Genomic DNA, 23,469 nt, shown 5'->3' with positions numbered 1-23,469 from the left:
AATCCCTCAATTTATCTATATATCTCGAAGATTCTGACTGTGGAATGATTACGAGATATCCGCCAGTTCCAGATACTTGTACCCGTTGTCCGCAATGTGGTCCTTCCGGCCCTGGAGGTTGTCCCCCAGCAGCAGGTCAAAGACGGCGGCGGTGCGCTCCACGTCCTCGGGCATGACCTTGATGAGGCGGCGGGTCTCCGGATTCATGGTGGTGAGCCACATCATGTCCGGCTCGTTCTCGCCCAGACCCTTGGAGCGCTGGATGGAGTATTTCTTGCCCGCCAGCACGCCGTTTACGATCTCATTCTTCTCCGCGTCGGAATAGGCAAACCAGGTCTTTTCCTTACAGGTGATCTCATAGAGGGGGGACTCGGCAATGTAGACATAGCCCCGCTGGATGAGGGTGGGCACCAGGCGGTAGAGCATGGTGAGGATGAGGGTGCGGATCTGGAAGCCGTCCACGTCGGCATCGGTACAGATGACTACCTTATTCCAGCGGAGGTTCATCAGGTCAAAGGCCGCCATGTCCTTGGCGTGCTTGTCCTGCACCTCGCAGCCGCAGCCCAGGACCTTGAGGAGATCCATGATGATCTCGCTCTTGAAGATCTTGGCGTAGTCGGCTTTCAGACAGTTGAGGATCTTGCCCCGGACCGGCATGATGCCCTGGAACTCGGCATCCCGGGAGAGCTTGACCGCGCCCAGAGCCGAGTCGCCCTCCACGATGTACAGCTCCCGCCGCTCCGTGTCCCTGGTACGGCAGTCCACAAATTTCTGCACCCGGTTGGCGATATCCACGCTGCCCGAGAGCTTTTTTTTGATGTTGAGCCGGGCCTTCTCCGCACTCTCCCGGGAGCGCTTGTTCACCAGCACTTGCTCGGCGATCTTCTCCGCGTCGAAGGGGTTCTCGATGAAATAGACCTCCAGCTGGGCCTTGAGGAACTCGGCCATGGCATCCTGCACGAACTTGTTGTTGATGGCCTTTTTCGTCTGGTTCTCGTAGGAGGTCTGGGTGGAGAAGTTGTTGGAGACCAGGACCAGGCAGTCCTCGATGTCCACCCAGGTGATCTTGCTCTCATTTTTCTGATACTTGTTCTGCTGGCGGAGATAGGCGTCCACGCCGGAGACAAAGGCGGATTTGACCGCCTTCTCCGGGGAGCCGCCGTGCTCCAGCCAGGAGGAGTTGTGGTAGTGCTCGATGACCTGCACCGTGTTGGAAAAACAGAAGGAGACCGAGAGCTTTACCTTATATTCCGGCTTGTCTGCCCGGTCCCGGCCCTTGCGCTCGGTCTGCCAGAAGACGGGCTGGGTCAGGGGAGAGGGACCCGAGAGCTCGTTGACATAGTCCACGATGCCGTTTTCATACTTGAATTCCGTGGTCTCAAACTTGGAGCCCACCTGATTGCGGAAGCGGAAGGTGACCCCGGCGTTGACCACCGCCTGCCGCTTCATCACGTCCAGATAGTACTCCACCGGAATATTGATGTCGGTAAAGACCTCCAGGTCAGGCTTCCAGTGGAAGCGGGAGCCGGTCTTTCGGCCGGAGTAGGGCTCCTTTTTCAGGCCGCCGATATTCTCGCCCTTTTCAAAGTGAAGGGAGTATTCAAAGCCGTCCCGGTGGATGACGGCGTCAAAGTATTCACTGGCATACTGGGTGGCGCAGGAGCCCAGACCATTGAGACCCAGGGAGTACTCGTAATTGTCCCCGTCCCCGTTGCCGTACTTGCCGCCGGCATACAGCTCACAGAACACCAGTTCCCAATTGAATTTTTGTTCCCGCTCATTCCAGTCCACCGGACAGCCCCGGCCAAAGTCCTCTACCTCAATGGACTGGTCGGCGTAGCGGGTGACCGTGATGACGGAACCGTGGCCCTCACGGGCCTCGTCGATGGCGTTGGACAGGATCTCAAAGACGGCATGCTCACAGCCGTCCAATCCGTCCGAGCCGAAAATAACACCGGGACGCTTGCGGACCCGGTCGGCACCCTTGAGGGCGGATATGGATTCATTGCCATATGTGTTCACACTGGTCTTTGCCATGGAGTTCTCCTTACCGTGTCAGAATTGGATGCGATACATTTTACATTCTATCTTACCCTATTTTCAGGGGAAGTGTCAAGAAAAGGGCAGGACGCAACGAGGGCCGCCGCACCGAATGCACTCGGCACGGCGGCCCTCCACGGCAGCCTCACCCCTCCGGAGCTGTTCCGGAAGCGGATGGAGCCGTTCGGCCGGACAGGCCGCCGCTCCTTTCGCCTTTCGCCAGAGGGTACGCGTACCCGGCACCGGCTTAAAAGGAGATGCGTCTGGAAGGCGTTGTCCCTTCTCCGCCTGTCCGAGTGTAGTATGACCGCGGACGCGGAGACCATGCGCGGGAAAAACTGGTATAGAACGGTCTCTTTCGGACAAACTGGACATACAGTGGACCAAGAAGTGCACATGGAAAGGAGCGCCTATGCAACGCAAGAGCAACCGGAAAAGACAGGGGCAGAGACAGGAAGAGCGGCAGGTCCTGCTGGATGCCCTGGAGCGGACCCGGGTCCTTCTGACCCAGGCCCATGGTGATTTTAATGCCGCGTCCGACCCGGATCTCACCGAGTCCTATATCTATGAGATCAAAGCCCTCCAGGCCAGATACGGCTATCTGCTGCGGCAGATCAAGGAGCTGAGCGGGGAGGAGCTGACGCAGCCCCTGGCCCGTCCGCCGGAGACGAAAAAACGCGACTCCTCCGGCGGGACCCTCCGCCAGGGACCCTGGCGGCCCATTTCAGCCTACCAATGAGAGAACGGCCAGGGCTCTGGCAGAGAACGAATGGGAGGAATGCGCGGTGGAATGGATGGTAGAAAATCTGCCTCTGGTCACGCTGGGGCTGATCTTATTTGTGGTGGCTCTCACGCTGCACAAGACCGTGGGGCGATGTGTGCGCCTGCTGGGGCGTACCGGCGTGGGGCTTGCCTTTCTGGCCCTGTGGAGCCAGGTGGGAGGGATACTGGGGCTCTCCCTGGGGGTGAATCTCTTCAATGCTCTGGTGTTGGGCCTCCTGGGAATCCCGGGCTTTGGGCTGCTTTTAATGATGAACTGGGCCCTGGGGGCGTAAAAGAGAACTGGGCGGTGGAGCTGTCAAAATGGCTCCACCGCCCAATATTTGTTTTATAGAACCGCTCAGCGGCCCCGGATCAGCTTGAAGATCTGGATGATCAGCGTGGGGAGGAAGGCAAGGCCCAGGATCTCCAGCAGATGGGTCATATCCAGCGCAGTGGCCTGGAAGAGGGTATTGAGGCCGGGGATAAAGAGCACGGCCAGCAGCAGCAGCACGCCGCCGCCGAAGGCGGCCAGGGAGAAGGGGTTGGAGCGGAAGCCCAGGCGGAAGATGGACTCCTCGCCCCGGCAGTTAAAGCCGTGGAACAGACGGGCCAGGGTCAGGGTAGCAAAGGCCATGGTGGAGGCAGCAGCCGGTCCGCCATAGGAGAGGCCCAGATAGAACGCGGCCATGACGGGGACAGCGATGAGCAGGCCCTGTCCGAAGATGCGCTGGAGCAGACCGCGGTCCAAAATGGGCTCCTTGGGGTCCCGGGGCTTATGCCGCAGCAGGCCCTTCCGGGCGGGCTCCATGCCGATGGCAATGGCGGGCAGGGAGTCGGTCAGCAGGTTGATGAAGAGCAGATGGACTGGCGCGAAGGGGACGGACAGGCCCATCACCGAGGCGTAGACCACGCAGAGGATGGCCGACATATTGCCCGAGAGCAGGAACTGAATGGCGTTTTTGATGTTGGCATAGACGCTGCGGCCGTTGACCACAGCCCGCACGATGGTGGCGAAGTTATCATCGGCCAGGATCATGGAGGCGGCGTCCTTGGAGACCTCGGTGCCCGTGATGCCCATGGCCACGCCGATGTCGGCCTTCTTGAGGGCGGGGGCGTCGTTGACGCCGTCGCCGGTCATGGAGACGATGCAGCCCCGGCGCTGCCAGGCGGAGACGATGCGGATCTTATGCTCCGGGGAGACCCGGGCGTAGACCGAGACATGGGGCAGGATCTGATCCAGCTCCTCGTCGCTCATGGCGTCCAGCTCCACACCGGAGAGGGCGGTGTCTCCCTCCTGGAAGATGCCGATCTGGCGGGCGATGGCCGAGGCGGTGACCTTGTGGTCGCCGGTGATCATGATGGTGCGGATGCCGCCGGTCTTGGCGTCGGCCACGGCCTGGATGGACTCCGGTCTGGGAGGATCGATCATGGAGACCAGACCCACAAAGGTGTAGTCATTCTCGTCCTCCAGGGTGAGGTCGCGGATGCCGTCCATCTGCTTCTGAGCGAAGGCCAGGACCCGCAGACCCTCATTGGACAGCTGCTCGTTGACCGCCATGATCTCGGCACGGCGCTCCTCGGTCATGGGAACTTCGCCTTCGCTGGTGAGGAGCTTGGTGGAGCGGCCCAGCAGCACGTCGATGGCGCCCTTGGTGAGTAGGGTGGGCACGCCGTCCAGCTGGTGCAGGGTACTCATGAGCTTGCGGTCGGAGTCAAAGGCCAGCTCCCGCAGACGGGGGTGGTACTGTCGGTAGAGCTCTTCCTCCACGTCAAAGGTGTCGGCCAGCTGAAGCAGGGCCACCTCGGTGGGGTCGCCGATGGAGGAGCCGTCGGCGGGATCGTAGGTGGCGTCGCTGGCCAGAAGGCCGATCTTGAGGAGCAGACGCTGGGGGGTGTTGGCAAGCTCCAGGTCCTTGCCCTCCAAGAGCTTACCGTCGGCATAGATCTTCTGCACGGTCATGCGGTTCTGGGTCAGGGTACCGGTCTTATCCGAGCAGATGACCGACACGGCGCCCAGGCTCTCCACCGCCTTGAGGTCCTTCATAATGGCGTTCTGCTTGGCCATCTTCTGGGTACCCATGGCCAGCACGATGGTGACGATGGAGGAGAGCGCCTCGGGGATGGCTGCCACCGCCAGGGCCACGGCGAACATCAGGGAGTCCAGCACCCCCATGTGGGAGCGGAAGATGGACAGGGCAAACACCACGGCACAGATGGCCATGATGACCACCGCCAGCTTGCCGGAAAAGTCGTCCAGGCTCTTCTGGAGAGGGGTCTTGCGCTGCTGGGTCTGGTTCATGAGAGCGGCGATCTTGCCCAGCTCCGTGTTCATGCCGGTGGCAGTGACCGCCACCGTGGCCCGGCCATAGGTGACCAGGGAACCGGAGAAGACCATGTTTTTCTGATCGCCCAGGGCCACCTGCTCCCGATCGATGGGGGCGGCGTCCTTCTCCACGCCCTCGCTCTCGCCGGTGAGGGAGCTCTCATTCACCTTCAGGGAGAAGTTTTCGATAATGCGCCCGTCAGCCACCACCAGATCGCCGGCCTCCAGCAGTACGATATCGCCGGGGACCACCTCGGCCGAGGGGACCTCCACCCGGACGCCGCCGCGGAGCACTTTGGCGGTGGGGGAGGACATGGCTTTCAGACTTTCCAGGGATTTTTCCGCCTTGAGATACTGCACGGTACCCAGTACGGCGTTGAGAATCAGGACGGCAAAGATGACGATGGTGCTCTCCACATTTTCCGTCAGGGCAGAGATGACGGCGGCAATGAGGAGGATGATGACCAGCAGGTCCTTGAACTGCTCCAGAAAGAGAACGGCCACGCTCTTGCGCTTGCCCTCCTGAAGCTTGTTGGGGCCATACTGCTCCATGCGCTGCTGGACCTCCTGGGCGGAGAGGCCAGCCGGTGTGCTGCGCAGCTCGGACAGAGTGTCCTCCGGCGAGCGGCTGAACCAGGGTTTGGACATAATGGTGCACTCCTTTTCAGTTCTTTCTCGTGCGTCCCCACCGGAATGCGCCGCATGACCGGGTGGGAGCTGGGGAAACGACAGCGGATGGGGGAGCAGGGCGGCGAATGGTATATGGGCAAAAGAAAAAGACTTTTTGACGGCTGCAAAACACGACAGCCGTCAAAAAGTCTTGTTACCAATCGGATCGGCGCATACCGCCAGGCATCCAAGAGACGCCGTGGTGTTGACGGTACGCCCGGACACCCAAGGCGTCCGGAACTACTCCCTTTTTCACGTGATGTCAATGTATCATAAGCAAGGGGGAAAGTCAAGCAAATCCGCCGGAAAAGACAGGAAATTTTACAGAGACGGCGGCTTGTTCACACATTTTTAAAAAAAGTATAGTAGGATGATTCTGTTACAATGATCCCTTTGACGAAAAATACCGGCAGGAAAATCAGATTTGGATGGATTCCTGCCGGACAGACTACGATAAAAGGAGTGCCCTGACATGCTTCATAAATCGGTTTATCGACTCCGGCGGAAAGCGGCGGCCTGCGCGGTATGTGCCGCTCTGCTCCTCACGCCCGCACTGGCGGCCAGCTTTACCGATGTGCCCCAGAACGCCTGGTATGCCGCTGCAGTCAACGAGGTGGTGGACGCCGGGCTCCTCTCCGGTACCAGCGCCACGACTTTTCAGCCCAGCGGGAAGGTGACCCGGGCCATGACCGTGACCGCACTGTGGCGTCTGGCGGGTTCACCCGCCCCGAAGAGCAGCCAGAGTTTCAGCGACGTTCCGTCCGATGCCTGGTATAGCCAGGCAGTGGCCTGGGCGGCCGAAACCGGAGTGGCCTCCGGCAATGGGAAGGGGGCTTTCCAGCCGGGGAACCTGGTCACCCGGGAGCAGCTGGCGGTTTTTCTCTACCAGTATGCCCAGAGCCAGGGGCTTGATACCGCACAGGGGAAGCTGAGTGCCTATACGGACGGCAATACCGTATCCAAATGGGCCGTGGATGGCATGGAGCATGCCGTGGGGGCTGGTCTGATCTCCGGCAGCAAGGGGAAGCTCTCCCCCAAGGCCAACGCCACCCGGGCAGAGCTGGCGGTGGTGCTGGAGCGCCTGATGACCCCGGCGGTCGGGTAAAAAACAGGACCGAAACAGGGAGCGGGGCACCCGCCGTCTCTCTGGCAGGAGCGATTGACAAATACAGGAGCAGAGGGTATGCTCTTGAAGAGCCCGATTCGGGGAAGGAGCGAACACCATATGGAAGAGAGGCCCAGTGTTTTGATGTCATATCTGCGTGTGACGCAGCATATGTCGCAGCAATTTCGTGCACATTTCGGCAAGCTGAACTTGACCTTCCCACAGGCACTGGTCCTCAATGTGCTGGGAGAGGAGGGGCCGCTCCCCATCAGCGTCCTGGCCGAGCGGACGGGCAGTGCCAACAGCACGGTGTCCGGGATCGTGGACCGGTTGGAACGGCTGGGGCTGGCCCGGCGGGAACGCTCCGAGCATGACCGGCGGGTGATCTATGTCTCTGCAACCGAGCAGTATCGGCTTCTGCACCAGAAAGCAGCCACCGATGTGAGCGGCTATTTTAATTCGCTCCTGGACACAATGACACCAGAGGACCGCGCCATGGTGGCAGAGGCACTCTATAAGTTGGATAACCTCCTCTCCACGGCGGAGAGAACTGTGCGCCTGGATGGCGACGGAGAAGCGCCCCAGAAGCGCTGAACAACAATTGACAGGTGGGAAACAGACATGGCAAGGCGAGGAAACCGGTATGGATACGGAGGCTATCACGGCCGCTCCCGGGGGCAGGGCGTACTGAAAGTCATCATTGCGGTGTTGGCAGTGGTGCTGCTGCTGGTGCTGGGACTCTTCTTTTTGCAGGAGAATCACCTGGCCTTTTCCAGCGATGGGGCCCACCTCTCCCTCCCGTTTTTTGGAGGGGATGAAGTCCTGCCCGAGCCGGAAGTGAGCGAGCCGGTGGTGGTGACCACTGCCCCTACCCCGACCCCCACGCCGACTCCCACGCCGGAGCCGCCCACACAGGCGGCCCTGCTGCCCCGCAGCGCGCTGAAGGACGGGACGGCACTGGCTCTGCTGGGGGAGGCGGGAGCCAATACTGCGGTATTTGATATGAAGGCCGATGATGGGACCCTTGGTTATGTCTCGAACCTGGAGCTGGCCAAGCAGGCGGGGGCATCCGCCTCGGACCCGGAGCTCAATCAGGCCATTGAGAACTGGAATGCCGGAAACGTCTACACGGTAGCCCGGGTATCCTGCTTCCGGGACAATAAGGTGCCCTATGCCGTGCCGGCTCTGGGGGTCAAGACAAACAGCGGCTACAACTGGCGGGACCAGGATGACCTGCGCTGGATGAGTCCCAGCAGCGAGGAGGCACGGGCCTATATCGTGGATGTGTGCGTGGAGCTTGCAGAGCTGGGATTTGATGAGATCCTGCTGGACAACAGCGCCTATCCCGTCCAGGGCCATTTGGAGTATATCAAGCGGGGAGAGAACTATGACCAGAGTAAGTTCCAGGAGACCATCACCGCTTTTTATACCCAGGTAGAGACGGCGCTGGCGGCCTATCCGGACGTAAAGCTCTCCATTCGCACCGAGGGCGAAGTGCTGGTATCCGGCCAGGATGCGGTCAGCGGTCAGAGCGCAGCAGCACTGGCGGAACATGCGGATCGTATCTGGGTAGACCTGGGAGAGGTGTCCCTGACCGCGGCGGCAGAGGCACTGGGCGGCACCGGCGCAGAGGAGAAGCTGGTCCCCATCCTGGGGACGGCGGGCGGAGCCGGCGAGGCCTGGGCGAATTTGAACACAACGGAACCGTAAATTGGTAAGACGGCGGCATGGAGATCCATGCCGCCGTCTTTTTTTGCGGGGAAACGTGTGTGGAAGGGGGAAAGAGCGGGAACACTGTGAGTGCTCCAGGGCAGGGACACTTTGGGAAAACAAACTGATGAGTATACAAAATGCACAAAAAAGATGCGGGAATTTCTATATGGCGAAAAGCCCGGGGGATAGAAAGGGTTTGATTGCACAAAAAACAGACCCAATAGTCAAAAATTTAACAAAAATAAGAAGTATACTGAATGGTTTAGTTGCAAAAAGAGACAGGTACTACAACGATTCGGTTGGAAAATTGAACTTGCATTTTATAGACAGTTCGAGTATGATTTCAATATAATCAGGATGGTTTATTATGGAATACGACCAAAAGAAAGGCGGTGAAGATATGTCTTTGGAGGGAATCAAGCAGGTGACAGAGGCCGAGACGCTGGCGCAGCAGCGCAAGAACGAGGCACTGGCGCAGGCGAAAAAGACCGTCGCGGACGCCCGCCGCGCCGGGGAGGAGCGTTTGAGCTCCGCCCGGATGCAGGCTGAGGCGCAGGTGAAGGGATTTTTGCAGGAGGCCGAAGAGCGTGCCTCCAAACACACGGAGCAGGTGCTGGCTGAGACCAGGCAGGCCTGCGACGCGCTCCGGCAGGAGGCTGAGGGCCGACTGGCGGATGCCGCGGCACTCATTGTCAGAAGGGTTGTGAATGTCTGATGTCCATCGTCAAAATGAAGCGGATTCGCCTCTTTGGCATGCGGTCAGACAGAGAAGAGATTCTCCGGGTACTCCAGCGGGCAGGCTGTGTGGAGATCGATGAGCCCTCCGATCTGGAGGGCGCGGCCTGGCAGGGCCTTTCCCGGCCGGATGACCGGGCGCTCAACGAGGCCAGAGAGGCCAGCGCGGCCGCTTTGGCAGCCCTGGGCATCCTCAAAAAATATGCTCCCGCAAAGGGCGGACTGCTCAAGGCGCGGCCCGTCATTTCCGAGCGGGAGCTGTTTGACGAGGAGGCATACCGGGCCGCACTGGATACAGCTCACAAGCTCGTGGAGGCAGAGCAGCATATCACGGGACTCAATGCCGAGATGAGCAAGGTGAAGAGCCAGAAGATGGCGCTCGCCCCCTGGCTCGGACTGGATCTGCCGTTGGAGACGGCCTCGACCCGTGAGGTGACCATCCGCCTGGGCACGGTGCCCGGAAAGGTGGTCATGGAGGAGCTTCTGAGCGCGCTGAAGGGCGTTACGGATCTGGTACAGCTCACCGAGATCAGTGCCGATCAAAATGCCCACTATCTCTTCTTTGCCTGCCACAAGGCGGCGGAGGAAGCGGCGGATCAGGTCCTCAAGGATTACGGCTTCTCCCTGGCCAGCCTGAAGGGCTGGACTGGCACCGCCCGGGAAAACGACCGAAAGCTGGATGAGACGCTGGCGGAACTGGAGCGCGAGCTGGAAGCAGCAAAAGCCGGTATTGCGGACCAGAAGGGGGCCAGAGAAGCGCTGGAGCGCTGTGCCGACCGGGCGGCCCAGGAGGTGCGCCGGGAGGAGGCCAAGAGCCGTCTGCGGGACACCGAGACCGCCTTCTTCCTGGAGGGCTGGGCCCCGGCCGAGTCGCTGGATGTCCTGCGGCAGAAACTGGAGCCCTTCGGATGTGCGTTTCAGGCGGAAGACCCCACAGAAGAGGACTATCCCAGCGTTCCGGTCAAGCTCAAGAACAATGCGCTGACCCGGCCGCTGAACATGGTTACGGAGATGTATTCGCTCCCGGCCTATAACGGGATCGATCCCAACCCGCTGATGGCGCCCTTCTTCATTCTCTTCTACGGCATCATGATGGCGGATATGGGCTACGGCCTGCTGATGATGCTGGCCTCGGTATTCGTACTCAAGAAGGCCAGACCAAAGGGCGGGATGCACAACTTCTTTGCCCTGCTGGGGCTGTGCGGCATTAGTACCTTTGTAATGGGCGCCCTGACCGGCGGCTTCTTCGGTGATTTTATCCCGCAGCTGCTCAAGGTCATCAACCCGGAAAGCCAGTTCGTCTGGTTCTGGAAGCCCCTGTTTACACCGCTGGACAACACCTTGCAGATCCTGGTGGGGTCCATGGTACTGGGCTTTGTACAGATCAATGCGGGTATGCTCATCAGCTTTGTGAAAAAGCTGAAGGAGGGCCAGTATATGGACGCGCTCTGGGAAGAGGCCACCTGGTGGGTGGTCTTTGTGGGAGCGGGCCTGGCCATCCTGGGCGTGACCCCTCTGGTCCTGGCGCTTGGCGGTATTCTGGTGGTAGCCGGTCCGGTGGTCACAAACAAGGGATTTGGAAAGATCACCGGGATCTTTGGCTCGCTCTATAACCATGTGACCGGATACTTTGGCGATATCCTCTCTTATTCCCGACTGATGGCCCTGATGCTGGCCGGTTCGGTCATTGCCCAGGTGTTCAATACACTGGGCGCCATCCCCGGAAATGTGGTGATCTTCGTGATCATTTCCATGGCGGGCAACGCACTCAACTTTGCGCTCAACCTGCTGGGATGCTACGTCCATGACCTGCGTCTGCAGTGCTTGGAGTACTTCGGAAAATTCTATCAGGACGGCGGCAAGCCGTTCCGACCGCTGGAGATCAACACGAAATTTGTGGATATTCAAGAGTAATCGTTTGAGGAGGAACTAACAATGACTGATATGAATGCATTGATGGAGCTGCAGCAGAGTCTGACTTTCCTGGGCAGCATCGGCGGCCTGGCCCTGGCCCTGCTGGGCGCCGGCCTGGCGGCAGTTTTGAGCGGCATCGGCTCGGCAAAGGGCACCGGCATCGCCGGTGAGGCCGGCACCGGCCTGCTGTGCGAGGACCCTTCCAAGTTTGGTAAGGTCATGATCCTTCAGGTTATCCCCGGCACCCAGGGCCTGTATGGTCTGGTGGTGTGGTTCTTCGCCATCTTCCGCATGGGCCTGCTCTCCGGCACCCTGCCTGAGCTGACCATTGCCCAGGGCATGCAGTACCTCTTTGCCTGCCTCCCCATGGCGCTGGGCGGCCTCTTCTCCGCCATCGCGCAGGGCCGCGTGGCTGCCGGTTCCATCAACATTCTGGCCAAGAAGCCGGACGACTGGGCCAAGGGCATGGTGCTGTGCATCACCGTTGAGTTCTATGCCATCCTGTCCCTGCTGGCCTCCATGCTGATGATCATCAACATCAGCGCCTGATCGGGACGCCCCACTGTGGAAAGGCGGTAGACGACATCATGGACGGAATCGATAAAATCACCAGCCGCATCAACGCCGACGTGGACCAGGAGATCGCAGAGATCCAGGCCCAGACGGCGGCGGAAGCGGCTCAGATCGCCGCGGAGTACGACCAGCGGTGCACCCAGGAGACGGAGGAGATCCTCTCCCGGGGCCGCAAGACGGCGGAAGAGCGGGAGGAGCGGCTGGCCAGTGTGGCACAGCTGGAGGCCCGCAAGCTGATCCTGGCGGCCAAGCAGGAGGTCCTGGAAGAGGCCTTCCGCAAGGCGCTGGAGGATCTTCTCAGCCTGCCGGAGCAGGAGTATGTGGAACTGCTGGCCAAACTGATTACCAAGGCCAGCCAGTCCGGGAGTGAGCAGGTCATCTTCTCGCAGAAGGACCGGCCCCGTTATGGAAAGGCGGCGGTCACCCGCGCAAACGAACTGCTGGGTGAGCGGGGACGCCTGACGTTGGCGGTGGAGACCCGCCCCATCGGCGGCGGCTTCATCCTCAGCGACGGAGATGTGGAAGTCAACGGCACCTTTGAGACTCTGGTCCGCATGCAGCGCCGTGAGATGGACGCTGCTGTGGCCAAGGTCCTCTTCCATGAAGGAGCTTGATTCCGCTCCCCAGACGGGAAAGGAGGAAGTGTCTTGTCCAAAAAGTTGAAAGACACGGATTATCTCAGCATTTCCACCCGGGTGCGGGCCATGGAGAACCGGCTGCTGACCCGGGAGCGCATGGAGCGGATGATCGATGCACGCACGGACGAAGAGGCCGCCAAGGTCCTGAGCGAGTGCGGCTATGGAGAGCTCTCCCGGCTCACTGCAACGGCGCTGGACGAGGTGCTGGCCAAAGCCCGGGACGCGGTCTATCAGGATCTGCGCACGGCTGTGCCAGACAAGCACCTCATCGATGTATTTCAGATGAAATACGACTATCACAACATCAAGACGCTCATCAAGGCGGAAGCCATGGGCGTAGATGCGGGACTTTACCTCTCCAGCGGAGGGCGGTACTCCCCGGTCAAGCTGACCGACGATTTCCGTCGGGAGGAGCTGCGGGATTACAGTGATATCTTCCGCACGGCGGCGGGCAAGGCCAAGGAGACGCTGGCCGCCACCCAGGACCCGCAGCTGGCCGACTTCATCCTGGATAAGGCCTATTTTCAGGAGATGATCGGCGCGGCCAAGGCGGTGGGAAGTCCCTTCCTGACCGGCTATGTGCGCCTGCTGGCCGATGCGGCCAACCTGCGCTCGGTGGTGCGCGCGGCCCGAATGGGGAAGGGAAGCGATTTTCTCGCCCTGGCCCTGGTCCCCGGCGGCAGCATTGAGGAGAGCACTCTGTGCCAGACCAAGAGCAGCGAGCTGACCGCCCTCTTTCAGGGCGGGGCGCTAGCGGAGGCTGCCGCCCTGGGTGCCGGTCTGATGGCCGGTCAGGGGCACTCCTTCACCGCGTTTGAGCGGGCCTGTGACAATGCGGTCAACGCCTATCTGTGTACGGCCCGGCGGGTGCCCTTCGGAGAGCATCCGATCATTGGCTACCTCTATGCCCGGGAGGCGGAGATCACCGCCATCCGCACCATCCTTTCCGGACGTATGGCCGGTCTGAGCGCGGATATTATCCGGGAAAGGCTGCGTGATGCCTATGTATAAGATTGCAGTACTGGGAGACAAGGACAGCGTTCTGGGCTTCAAGGCCCTGGGGCTGGACGTGTTTCCGGTGGAGAGCGTGGAGGAGGCCCGCCGGGTGCTCCACGCCCTGGCCAGAGAAAATTACGCGGTGATCTATCTCACCGAGCAGGCAGCTGCTCAGATGGAGGCCGACGTAAACCGCTACAAGGATGAGCTCACACCCGCGATCATCCTCATTCCCGGGAAGGAAGGTTCCCTGGGAATCGGTATGGCCAATGTGAAAAGCGCGGTGGAACGGGCCGTTGGCGCGGATATCCTGTAAAAAGCCGCGGCGGAAAAGTCCTCTCCGGCGGAGAGGCAATGAGTTTGAAATCTGCCTTGAAAGAAGGTTGAAACCGAATGGGCAAAGTTGTTAAGGTTTCCGGTCCTCTGGTGGTAGCTACCGGGATGGAAAACGCCAACATGGCCGACGTGGTCCGCGTGGGCGAACAGCGTCTGATCGGCGAGATCCTGAATATGAACGGGGATTCCGCCTCCATCCAGGTCTACGAGGAGACCTCCGGTCTGGGGCCTGGCGCCGAGGTGATTACCACCGGCTCCCCCCTGGCGGTGGAGCTGGGGCCCGGCCTCATTGAAAATATCTACGACGGCATCCAGCGTCCGCTGGAGGAGATCATGCACAAGGCGGGCGCCAACATCACCCGCGGAATCGAGGTCCCGGCTCTGAGCCGGGAGAAGAAGTGGGCCTTCACCCCCGTGGCCAAGGTGGGCGACAAGGTCCAGGGCGGCGACGTGATCGGAACGGTCCAGGAGACCAGCGTGGTGCTCCACAAGATCATGATTCCCCCAAAAATGAGCGGTACGCTGGAGATGGTGGCTGCGGCCGGCGACTACACCGTGGAGGAGACCGTGGCGGTCCTCAAGACCGACAAGGGTGAGAGCGTCTCCCTCACCATGGTGCAGAAGTGGCCCGTCCGTGTGGGCCGCCCCTATAAGCACAAGTATCCCCCCAAAGCGCCCCTGTGCTCCGGCCAGCGCATCATCGACACCATGTTCCCCATCGCCAAGGGCGGTACCGCCGCCGTGCCCGGCCCCTTCGGCTCGGGCAAGACCGTGGTGCAGCACCAGCTGGCCAAGTGGGCGGATGTGGACATCGTGGTCTACATCGGCTGCGGCGAGCGCGGCAATGAGATGACCGACGTGCTGCGGGAGTTCCCTGAGCTGAAGGACCCCCGTACCGGCGAGTCCCTGATGAAGCGCACGGTGCTTATCGCCAATACCTCCGATATGCCCGTGGCCGCCCGTGAGGCCTCCATCTACACCGGTATCACCATCGCCGAGTACTTCCGTGACATGGGCTATGACGTGGCCGTCATCGCCGACTCCACCTCCCGCTGGGCCGAGGCCCTGCGTGAGATGTCGGGCCGTCTGGAAGAGATGCCCGGCGAAGAAGGCTACCCCGCCTACCTATCCTCCCGTCTGGCGCAGTTCTACGAGCGCGCCGGTATGGTGGAGTGCATCGGCTCTGATGAGGACCGCAGAGGTTCTCTGACCGCCGTAGGCGCAGTCTCGCCTCCCGGCGGCGACCTGTCCGAGCCCGTCTCCCAGGCCACCATGCGCATCGTCAAGGTGTTCTGGGCCCTGGACTCCTCCCTGGCGTACAAGCGCCACTTCCCGGCCATCAACTGGCTCAACTCCTACTCCCTGTATCTGGACTCCCTCAAGCCCTGGTTTGACGAGAAGCTGGGTAAGGAGTTCCTGGTGGACCGTGAGAAGGCCATGTCCATCCTTCAGGAGGAGGCCAGCCTGAACGAGATCGTGCAGCTGGTGGGCAAGGATTCCCTCTCGCCCAGTGACCAGCTGACCCTGGAGACGGCCAAGATGGTGCGGGAGGACTTCCTCCAGCAGAACGCCTTTGTGGACATCGACAGCTACTCCAGCTATGACCGGCAGGAGAAGCTGCTCTCCCTGATTCTGAGCTATGACCGCCTGTGCCGCGCCGCCATCGAGAAGGGCGCCCAGACGGTGGATCTCTTTGCCATTCCTGCCCGGGAGCGGATCGGCCGCGCCAAGAGCGCCGAGGCGGACCAGTATGTGGAGGTCTACGCCGATATCGCCCGCAGCATGGCCAGTGAGATCGACGCATGTGCCGAGAAAGGAGGACTGGACGTATGATCCGGGAATATAAAACGATCCAGGAGGTCAACGGTCCTCTGATGGTGGTCAAGAAAGTGCAGGGCGTCGCCTACGACGAACTGGGCGAGATTGAGCTGCCCGACGGCACCGTCCGCCGCTGCCAGGTGCTGGAGGTCAACGGCGACAACGCGGTGGTCCAGCTCTTTGAGGCCAGCGCCGGCATCAACCTGAAGGACTCCAAGATCCGCTTCCTGGGCCATCCCCTGGAGCTGGGCGTGTCCGGCGATATGCTGGGACGCGTGTTCAACGGCATGGGCCGTCCCATCGACGGCGGCCCCGAGATCCTGGCGGAGGAGCACCGGGACATCAACGGCCTGGCCATGAACCCCGCCGCCCGTGACTACCCCAACGAGTTTATCCAGACCGGTATCTCCACCATCGACGGCCTGAATACCCTGGTCCGCGGGCAGAAGCTGCCCATCTTCTCCGGCTCCGGTCTGCCCCACGCGGCTCTGGCTGCCCAGATCGCCCGTCAGGCCAAGGTGCTAGGTGACGACGCGGGCAACTTCGCCGTGGTGTTTGCCGCCATCGGCATCACCTTTGAGGAGTCCGACTTCTTCGTGCAGGAGTTTAAGCGCACCGGCGCCATCGACCGTACCGTCCTCTTCACCAACCTGGCCAATGACCCCGCCGTCGAGCGTATCGCCACCCCGCGTATGGCGCTGACGGCCGCCGAGTACTTGGCCTTTGAGAAGGGCATGCACGTACTGGTCATCCTGACCGATATCACCAACTACGCCGAGGCGCTGCGTGAGGTTTCGGCCGCCAAGAAGGAGGTCCCGGGCCGCCGCGGCTATCCCGGCTACCTCTACACTAACCTGGCGACCATCTACGAGCGCGCCGGCCGTCAGCTGGGCAAGCCCGGCTCCATCACCCTGATCCCCATTCTGACCATGCCGGAGGACGACAAGACCCACCCCATCCCCGACCTGACCGGCTATATCACCGAGGGACAGATCATCCTGAGCCGTGAGCTCTTCCGCAAGGGCATCAACCCGCCTGTGGATGTGCTGCCCTCCCTGTCCCGTCTGAAGGACAAGGGCATCGGCGTGGGCAAGACCCGTGAGGACCACTCTGGTACCATGAACCAGCTCTTTGCCGCGTACTCCACCGGTAAGGAGAACAAGGAGCTGATGTCCATTCTGGGCGAGGCGGCTCTGAGTCCCACCGATCTGCTGTACGCCAAGTTTGCAGATGAGTTCGAGAAGCGCTATGTCTCTCAGGGCAATGAGACCAACCGGACCATCCAGGAGACCCTGGATCTGGGCTGGGAGCTGCTCTCCATTCTGCCCCCCGCCGAGCTCAAGCGCATCAAGCCGGAGTTTATCGAAAAGTACCTCCCGAAAAAGGAGGGATAACGCATGCCGGCCATCAACGTGAACCCCACCCGCATGGAACTGACCCGGCTGAAGGGCCGGCTCAAGACAGCTGTCCGGGGCCATAAACTGCTCAAAGACAAGCGCGACGAGCTGATGAAGCAGTTTCTGGATGTGGTGCGGGAAAACCGGGCCCTGCGCAAAAAGGTGGAAGACGCCCTTATGCAGGCCTATGGCTCCTTTACGGTGGCCTCGGCCCTCATGTCCGGCGAGATGCTGGAGCAGTCCCTGCTCTACCCCAAGCAGAGTGTGGAGCTGGATATGAGCTTCCAGAACATCATGTCGGTCAATGTGCCCGTCTACCACTTCAAGACCAAGAGCGAGGACCCCGGAGAGGTCTATCCCTACGGCTTTGCCACCACTTCCGGCGAACTGGATGACGCCGTAGACAGCATGGCATCCGTCTTTCAGGATATGCTCAAGCTGGCTGAGATCGAAAAGACCAGTCAGCTCCTGGCAGAGGAGATCGAAAAGACCCGCCGCCGCGTCAACGCGCTGGAGTATGTCAAGATCCCTCAGATGCAGGAGGCCATCAAGTATATCTCCATGAAGCTGGATGAAAATGAACGCGCCACCACCATTCGTCTGATGAAGGTGAAGGATATGCTTCTGAAGGAAGCCATCGAGGAGCGGCAGGAAGAAACCCGCCGTGCCATCGAGGCATCCGGAGGACACCTCGGCCAGGCGGAGGAAATCTGATCCCAGGCACCGACACACCGGTATTTCAAACCGAAATGCCGGTGTGTTTTTTTGTCCCATTTTGACAGGAAGGGCAAATGGGTGTATAATGACGACTCCTGCCACGAAAAGAAACATGGGAGAATTTCGAATGCAAACAGTTCAGATATCGAATCAAACAAAGAAAATTGGAACTTATTTTGGGAAAGCTGCCCTGCTGCTCCTGCCGCCCCTGAGCGCCTTCTGGCTCATGCAGTTTATCCTGGGGGCCATGCCCTGGGAGATGGGGGTGGGGATCACGCTGGCCAATACGGCGTGCCTGGCCGGGCTCTACTGGCTCGCCTGCGCCATTTCCGGCTATCCGGCCATCTGCTGCATCGTGCTGCACGCCGCGGCAGGGCTGTGGGGAGCGGCCAACTACTTTGTGTCCGTGTTCCGTGGGACTCCCATTCTGCCCTGGGATTTCACCGCGCTGGGCACTGCGGCGGCAGTAGCGGGAAGCTATCGGTATACGCTGACCTGGCAGATGGCCGCGGCTATGGCAATCATGGCGCTGCTGATCTGGGGACTGCGCCATCAGATTCGAGGGGGCACCTTCCGTCCCAGCCGCCGCAGTCTGCCCCTTCGGCTGGGCGGTCTGCTGTTGGGCGGGCTGTGCCTGTTCCCGGTGCTTCAGCCCCAGTGCCTGGCGGCCTTCGGCGTGGAGACCGACGTATGGGACCAGACCGGGGCGTACCGCAATGGCGGAGCGGTGGCTGTATTTCTGCGTAATACCGAATTTATGCAGGTGACGCCCCCGGAGGATACCACGGCGGAGCGAGTCTCGGCCATTGTGGAGGGGGCGGACGAGGTGTCCTCTGCGGCAGTAAACGTGGAACACCCCAATATCATCGCCATCATGAATGAGTCCTGGGCGGATTTTGAATCCTTTGGAAACCTCTCCCTCAGCGAGAGCGTGACCGACTACATTGATTCTCTGGACAATACGATCCGGGGAAAGGCATATGCCTCGGTCTTCGGTGCCGGTACCAGCGCCAGTGAATTTGAGTTTTTGACCGGCAACTCCATGGCCTTCCTGCCCTCGGGCAGCATCCCCTATCAGCAGTATGTGCTGGGCCCTACCGACTCCATGGCTTCCCTCCTGCGGGAGAACGGCTATGAGACCCGGGCCTTTCATCCGGGGGCCAGAACGTCCTGGCAGAGAAATATCGCCTACCCCCGCCTGGGCTTCGACACCTTTAAATGCAGAGAGGATATGGATGTGCCCCAGACGGAGGAGCATGGATATGTGAGCGATGCCTCGGACTTTGCCCAGCTGATCTGGGAATTGGAACACAAGGAGGAGGGGAAACCCCTGTTCCTCTTCAACGTGACCATTCAAAACCACGGGAGCTACACGGTGGAGGACTATCCCGCCGAGGTGACCTTGACCGATGAGCCGGGGATTTATCCCATGGCAGAGCAGTATCTGACCCTGGCGAATAAGACGGATGAGGCCTTTGCCCAGCTCATCTCCTATCTGGAGCAGATGGAGGAGCCCACGCTGGTGGTCATGTTTGGAGACCACCAGCCGTCCGTGGAACAGGCCTTTCTGGATAAGGCCTATGGTGTGACACAGAGTGAGATGACCATGGAGCAGTACATGGGGAAATTCCAGGTGCCCTTTGTGATCTGGGCCAATTACCCCCTTCCTCAGGAGGGGCCTGAGATTACCAGCCTGAACTTTTTGGGGCAGCATGTGTTGCGGTATGCCGGAATCGAGAGCAGCCTGTATGGGAATTTCCTGTGGCAGATGCAGGAGAGCGTGCCTGCGCTGTCCTTCCCGGGATATTGGGATACCCAGGGAAAAGCGTACGGCCATTTGGAGAGCAACGGGTACACGGAATGGATCCAGGACTATGAACGGGTCCAGTATAACAATCTCTTTGGCGGAGAAGAGCGGCAGGACGCGCTCTTTGGAAGACGCCAGAGCGACGGATAAACGGATGGAGCGGCGCATTCCGATTCGGAATGCGCCGCTCCATGTCAAAGAGGGGGAAAGAGAGTTATGAGGCACGCTCCACGGAGACCAGATCGGCAGTGATCTTCTCCGAATCAGCATCCAATGTGCCGGTATATGTAACGACGACGCGGTCGCCGGGAGCTACATGGGAGACATCGACACCATTGAGGCTGAATTGAAAATAGCTATCACCGGAGGCAAGAACCATATAATCCAATTCGGTATCCACCAGATAGAATGTGCCGGTTACAGTTTCGGTTTCAAGCTCCGGGGTGCTGGAGGGAGCCGGGGTGTCTGCGGGGAGTGATGCGGAGGGAGAAGGAGAGGGAGTGCCCCCTCCCAGTGCAGGAATACTGCAGGAACTTAACGCCAGACTGAGGACAAGACAACCTGCAAGGAGAAAGGGAACCTTTCTTCTGAGCATAAGATCACTTCCTAATATTGAAATGACCGGTACAAGGACACCGGTGGGCACAAGATATCACATGGTATGCGCAATGACAAGGGCTTTCCAGCAACCTTTATCCTTCCGTAAGAAAGTATCATACTTTATCAAAGAATTAGAAAGAAACCTGACAAAAGGATGAAGATCAGCTGTATAAAAAATAAGAGTTGGCCCACACTAAAATCAAGAACAAAGGAGGATGCGCAAATGGATATGACCAACCGGGAATACGGGGCCTATGTCAAAGCAAAAGCGGGGCGGTCGCCCCTCTGGAAAGACCTGATATGGGCCTTTTTGGTGGGCGGGCTGATCTGTGCCGGAGGGCAGGGACTGCGGCAGTTTTATATGAGCCGGGGCATGGATGCGGATGCCGCCGGAGGCGCGGTATCCATTACCTTGATCTTTTTGGCGGCTCTTCTGACCGGACTGGGGACCTTTGATAAGCTGGCCAAGCGGGCTGGCGCCGGAACGCTGGTCCCAATTACGGGATTTGCAAATGCCATGGTCTCCCCGGCGCTGGAATTCAAAAGCGAAGGACTGGTGACCGGTGTGGCAGCCAAAATGTTTACCATTGCGGGGCCGGTGTTGGTATTCGGTATTAGCGCCAGCGTGGCATATGGCCTGCTGCTGGTCCTCTTTGGATTGAACTAAAAAAATCCGCCCTTTTGATAAGGGCGGATTTTTTTAATGCTCGTGATGAGAACAGTCGTGATGATGCTCGCCGCATCCGTGGTCGCCGCAGGTATGGCCCTCCTCGTGATGGTGGTGGGAGCAGACCGTGTTGGGATCGTAGCGGAGAGCGCCGGCCAGAAGGGCCGCCACATTTTCATCTGCGCTGCCGGAAGCGCCGGGGTAGAGCTGAATCCCGGCCTGGGCCAGCGCCGTGCGGGCGCCGCCGCCAATGCCGCCGCAGATGAGAACATTAACTCCGTGCTGCTGAAGGAAACCGGCCAGCGCGCCGTGGCCGCTGCCGTTGGCGTCAATGACCTTGGAGGAGAGAATCTGGGAGCCCTCTACCTCATAGACCTTAAACTGCTGGCAATGCCCGAAGTGCTGAAAAATCTGTCCGTTTTCATAGGTGACCGCGATGTTCATGCCAATGCCTCCTATTTTTTAGCTGATATACGTATTGTACACCTGTTTCTGACATAAGTCAATAAATAAAAGGCTCAGCGCTCCTCACTGGTCTGGCGGCGTGGGCAGGGCTTTCCACAGCAGCCATGGGCATGGGGACAGAGGTCATAGACGCCGCCGCGGATGGAAAGCCGTTTTCCGCAGACCAGAGCTTCCGCCAGTTTGTGCCGGGCGGATTCATAAATAGCCTGCACGGTAGTGCGGGCAACCTTCATCTGCTGGGCACACTCCTCCTGAGAAAGGCCCAGGTGGTCAATGAGGCGGATGGCCTCGTATTCATCGATCGTCATGTCAATCTGACCTGTACAGGATTGGAGCGGCACAAACTCCACCACTTTGGGCAGCTGACAGATCCGCCTACGTTTGATTGGGCGTGCCATGAGACAGACCTCCTTTGTGTTTGGGAAAATCGCTTTTATGGTCATTATAGAGAAGAGCACAGTGAAAAGTCAATGGGGGGACATGCGCACAAGATTTTAGATGATATTTCTAAAAAGGCATTGACAAAACGGGAAAACAATAGTACAATATAGCCAGAAAGAAAGGAGAGAGTCCAATGTACTAGGACAGAAAAATCCTTTCCGTGGATCGATCCGAAAGGGAAGATCCATAGCAGCGCAAGTGATCCAGGCAAGAGAAGATCCAGACGTCACAAGTTCCAAACTACCTCACGTGTGTGAGAAAAAAGCGCCAAAGCCCCGGAAGCGAAATATCGTTGAAGGAAGACTTAGCGTAGAAGAAGTTTTTGGGTAACTGCAAAGGCGAGGAACACTTCACCAGCAAGGATCTCAGCAAGCGCAAATCTGTAGAAAGCAAGAGGTTGAGACATGACGGAAATCCAGAATCAGAAGTAGCCCCCCAGCCACGATGGATGGCTGGGGGGTTGTGTTTTATATTTCGGATTTCCGAATCAGATCTCCCGAATATCATATGGCGTGGTCTGATATACGTAGTAATTCAGCCAGTTCGTGTAGAGCAGCTGTCCGGCAGAGCGCCAGCGTACAATGGGAGGACGACTGGGATCATTGTCGGGGAAGTAGTTGGCGGGGACATCAATATCCAAGCCCTTCTCTACATCCCGTCGATATTCCTTGGCCAGGGTATCCGGATCATATTCCGGATGTCCCATGATATAGAACCGGCGGCTGTCCTGGGTTTTGACGGCAAATACACCGGCCTGCTCTGACGTAGCGATGAGCTCCAGCTCGGGGCGGCTCAGGATATCATCTGCCCATACCTCGGTATAGCGGGAGTTAGGGGCAAAAAAGACATCGTCAAATCCGCGGAAGAGGGGAGAGCTGGGCTTGAGCACCTTGTGCTCATAGACACCAAAGAGCTTTTTGGGGAGACTGCGCTTTTGAATTCCGTGATGGAAATACAGTCCTGCCTGGGCTCCCCAGCAGATATGAAGTGTGGAATGCACGTGGGTCCGGCTCCACTCCATGATCTCACAGAGCTCCGGCCAGTAATCCACCTGGTCAAATTCCATATTCTCCACCGGAGCGCCAGTGATGATCATGCCGTCAAACTTCCGGTCCTTCACCTGGGAGAAGGTCGTATAGAAAGAAGAGAGGTGGGATTCATCGGTGTGGCGGGAGACATAGCTGCTGGTCTGAAGAAGCTCAACCTGGATCTGAAGCGGAGTGTTGGAGAGCTTTCGCAGGATTTGGGTCTCGGTCACGATTTTCGTGGGCATCAGGTTCAGGATCAGAACATTCAGCGGGCGGATATCCTGATGCATCGCCCGATATTCCGTCATGACAAAGATGTTTTCTCCCTCAAGGGTGGTGCGAGCGGGAAGAGAATCAGGAATACGAATTGGCATGGGCGACATCTACCTTTCTGTCCGGTTCGAGTTTGATAGGAATACTTATATAGAGTAGCACACTTCAAAAAGAGGCGCAATGTCCATTTCTCTTATATAGTAATTAAGGGGAGAGAAGGGGAAAACGAAAAAAGGAAAGAAAAAGTGAAAAAAGGTGTTGACAAAAGTGGCGCGGGGTGGTATTCTATCTGAGCGCCTCACGAGAGGGCACCGAAACAGGTCGAAAAGTGAGAAGAAACCGAGCGGAAGCTGGACGGACTTCGAGCGGGACTTGAAAAAAGTGCTTGACAAAGTGAGAAGCGTGTGGTAAACTAAATGAGTTCGCTCGGGAGAGCGGAAGTCGTTGAAAAA

General features: G+C 59.2%; 22 protein-coding genes. 16 read left to right on the top strand and 6 right to left on the bottom strand.

Translation table 11 applies throughout. The features are described 5' to 3' along the window. Nucleotides 1-48: 48 nt before the first annotated feature. A complete protein-coding gene (locus tag GPK94_RS04265; RefSeq protein WP_101691070.1) occupies nt 49-2,037 on the bottom strand; it encodes a toprim domain-containing protein in 1,989 nt (662 codons plus the stop codon). 415 nt (nt 2,038-2,452) lie between these two features. On the opposite strand from GPK94_RS04265, the gene GPK94_RS04260 reads away from it, so the two are divergent. Together GPK94_RS04260 and GPK94_RS04255 are read left to right on the top strand one after the other, a co-directional pair. Then, the gene (locus tag GPK94_RS04260) at nt 2,453-2,779 is read left to right on the top strand and encodes a YaaL family protein (RefSeq protein ID WP_215654684.1); all 327 of its coding nucleotides are present in this window, start codon (nt 2,453-2,455) and stop codon (nt 2,777-2,779) included. Nucleotides 2,780-2,834: 55 nt separating this feature from the next. After that, nucleotides 2,835-3,095 (top strand): pro-sigmaK processing inhibitor BofA family protein, encoded by a 261-nt coding sequence (locus GPK94_RS04255; RefSeq protein WP_215654757.1) that lies wholly within the window; start codon nt 2,835-2,837, stop codon nt 3,093-3,095. A gap of 65 nt (nt 3,096-3,160) precedes the next feature. Here GPK94_RS04255 and GPK94_RS04250 read toward each other — a convergent pair whose 3' ends face one another. After that, nucleotides 3,161-5,773 (bottom strand): cation-translocating P-type ATPase, encoded by a 2,613-nt coding sequence (locus tag GPK94_RS04250; protein WP_215654682.1) that lies wholly within the window; start codon nt 5,771-5,773, stop codon nt 3,161-3,163. Between the two features lie 493 nt (nt 5,774-6,266). Here GPK94_RS04250 and GPK94_RS04245 point away from each other — a divergent pair, with 493 nt between their 5' ends. The 13 genes from GPK94_RS04245 to GPK94_RS04185 all read left to right on the top strand — a co-directional run bounded on the left by GPK94_RS04245 (nt 6,267) and on the right by GPK94_RS04185 (nt 19,693). Beyond that, a complete protein-coding gene (locus GPK94_RS04245; protein WP_101691074.1) occupies nt 6,267-6,899 on the top strand; it encodes an S-layer homology domain-containing protein in 633 nt (210 codons plus the stop codon). 120 nt (nt 6,900-7,019) lie between these two features. Next, a complete protein-coding gene (locus GPK94_RS04240; protein ID WP_101691100.1) occupies nt 7,020-7,493 on the top strand; it encodes a MarR family transcriptional regulator in 474 nt (157 codons plus the stop codon). 27 nt (nt 7,494-7,520) lie between these two features. Next, nucleotides 7,521-8,609 carry a putative glycoside hydrolase gene (locus GPK94_RS04235; RefSeq protein WP_215654680.1) on the top strand — a complete coding sequence of 363 codons (1,089 nt, stop codon included), beginning with the start codon at nt 7,521-7,523 and terminating at the stop codon, nt 8,607-8,609. Between the two features lie 370 nt (nt 8,610-8,979). Beyond that, a complete protein-coding gene (locus tag GPK94_RS04230) occupies nt 8,980-9,327 on the top strand; it encodes a hypothetical protein (protein WP_235964346.1) in 348 nt (115 codons plus the stop codon). Further along, entirely contained in the window at nt 9,327-11,261 is a 1,935-nt protein-coding gene (locus GPK94_RS04225) for a V-type ATP synthase subunit I (RefSeq protein ID WP_101691076.1), read from the top strand. Before GPK94_RS04230 ends, GPK94_RS04225 begins: the two co-directional genes overlap by 1 nt. Nucleotides 11,262-11,291: 30 nt before the next feature. Continuing rightward, nucleotides 11,292-11,810 (top strand): V-type ATP synthase subunit K, encoded by a 519-nt coding sequence (locus tag GPK94_RS04220; protein WP_346727989.1) that lies wholly within the window; start codon nt 11,292-11,294, stop codon nt 11,808-11,810. A 38-nt stretch (nt 11,811-11,848) separates the two neighbouring features. Further along, nucleotides 11,849-12,448 carry a V-type ATP synthase subunit E gene (locus tag GPK94_RS04215; protein ID WP_215654677.1) on the top strand — a complete coding sequence of 200 codons (600 nt, stop codon included), beginning with the start codon at nt 11,849-11,851 and terminating at the stop codon, nt 12,446-12,448. Nucleotides 12,449-12,481: 33 nt separating this feature from the next. Next, the gene (locus GPK94_RS04210) at nt 12,482-13,483 is read left to right on the top strand and encodes a V-type ATPase subunit (protein WP_235964348.1); all 1,002 of its coding nucleotides are present in this window, start codon (nt 12,482-12,484) and stop codon (nt 13,481-13,483) included. Next, entirely contained in the window at nt 13,470-13,784 is a 315-nt protein-coding gene (locus GPK94_RS04205; protein WP_186964293.1) for a V-type ATP synthase subunit F, read from the top strand. The genes GPK94_RS04210 and GPK94_RS04205 overlap by 14 nt, the downstream gene beginning before the upstream one ends. Nucleotides 13,785-13,861: 77 nt before the next feature. Continuing rightward, complete coding sequence (locus tag GPK94_RS04200; RefSeq protein ID WP_101691079.1) at nt 13,862-15,637, top strand: V-type ATP synthase subunit A; 1,776 nt, start codon at nt 13,862-13,864, stop codon at nt 15,635-15,637. Then, nucleotides 15,634-17,016: a V-type ATP synthase subunit B gene (locus tag GPK94_RS04195; RefSeq protein ID WP_101691080.1), complete on the top strand. Its 1,383-nt coding sequence runs from the start codon at nt 15,634-15,636 to the stop codon at nt 17,014-17,016. The genes GPK94_RS04200 and GPK94_RS04195 overlap by 4 nt, the downstream gene beginning before the upstream one ends. 3 nt (nt 17,017-17,019) lie before the next feature. Then, complete coding sequence (locus GPK94_RS04190) at nt 17,020-17,733, top strand: V-type ATP synthase subunit D (protein WP_101691081.1); 714 nt, start codon at nt 17,020-17,022, stop codon at nt 17,731-17,733. A 130-nt stretch (nt 17,734-17,863) separates the two neighbouring features. Then, entirely contained in the window at nt 17,864-19,693 is a 1,830-nt protein-coding gene (locus GPK94_RS04185; RefSeq protein ID WP_215654675.1) for an LTA synthase family protein, read from the top strand. 64 nt (nt 19,694-19,757) lie between these two features. Here GPK94_RS04185 and GPK94_RS04180 read toward each other — a convergent pair whose 3' ends face one another. Continuing rightward, a complete protein-coding gene (locus GPK94_RS04180; RefSeq protein ID WP_195279657.1) occupies nt 19,758-20,138 on the bottom strand; it encodes a hypothetical protein in 381 nt (126 codons plus the stop codon). Nucleotides 20,139-20,366: 228 nt separating this feature from the next. Here GPK94_RS04180 and spoVAC point away from each other — a divergent pair, with 228 nt between their 5' ends. Then, the gene (gene spoVAC, locus GPK94_RS04175; protein ID WP_101691084.1) at nt 20,367-20,810 is read left to right on the top strand and encodes a stage V sporulation protein AC; all 444 of its coding nucleotides are present in this window, start codon (nt 20,367-20,369) and stop codon (nt 20,808-20,810) included. 33 nt (nt 20,811-20,843) lie between these two features. Here the strand turns inward: spoVAC and GPK94_RS04170 are convergent, their stop codons facing one another. The 3 genes from GPK94_RS04170 to metA all read right to left on the bottom strand — a co-directional run bounded on the left by GPK94_RS04170 (nt 20,844) and on the right by metA (nt 23,118). Continuing rightward, a complete protein-coding gene (locus tag GPK94_RS04170) occupies nt 20,844-21,254 on the bottom strand; it encodes a NifB/NifX family molybdenum-iron cluster-binding protein (RefSeq protein ID WP_195279658.1) in 411 nt (136 codons plus the stop codon). A 74-nt stretch (nt 21,255-21,328) separates the two neighbouring features. After that, nucleotides 21,329-21,673: a DUF134 domain-containing protein gene (locus tag GPK94_RS04165; protein WP_195279659.1), complete on the bottom strand. Its 345-nt coding sequence runs from the start codon at nt 21,671-21,673 to the stop codon at nt 21,329-21,331. A 530-nt stretch (nt 21,674-22,203) separates the two neighbouring features. Next, complete coding sequence (metA, locus tag GPK94_RS04160; RefSeq protein WP_101691087.1) at nt 22,204-23,118, bottom strand: homoserine O-succinyltransferase; 915 nt, start codon at nt 23,116-23,118, stop codon at nt 22,204-22,206. Nucleotides 23,119-23,469 lie beyond the last annotated feature (351 nt).

Origin of the sequence: Pseudoflavonifractor sp. MCC625 (genome assembly GCF_018784545.1) — a bacterium.
Lineage (GTDB): Bacteria > Bacillota > Clostridia > Oscillospirales > Oscillospiraceae > Pseudoflavonifractor_A > Pseudoflavonifractor_A gallinarum.
This window is presented reverse-complemented; position numbering and strand designations above follow the sequence as displayed.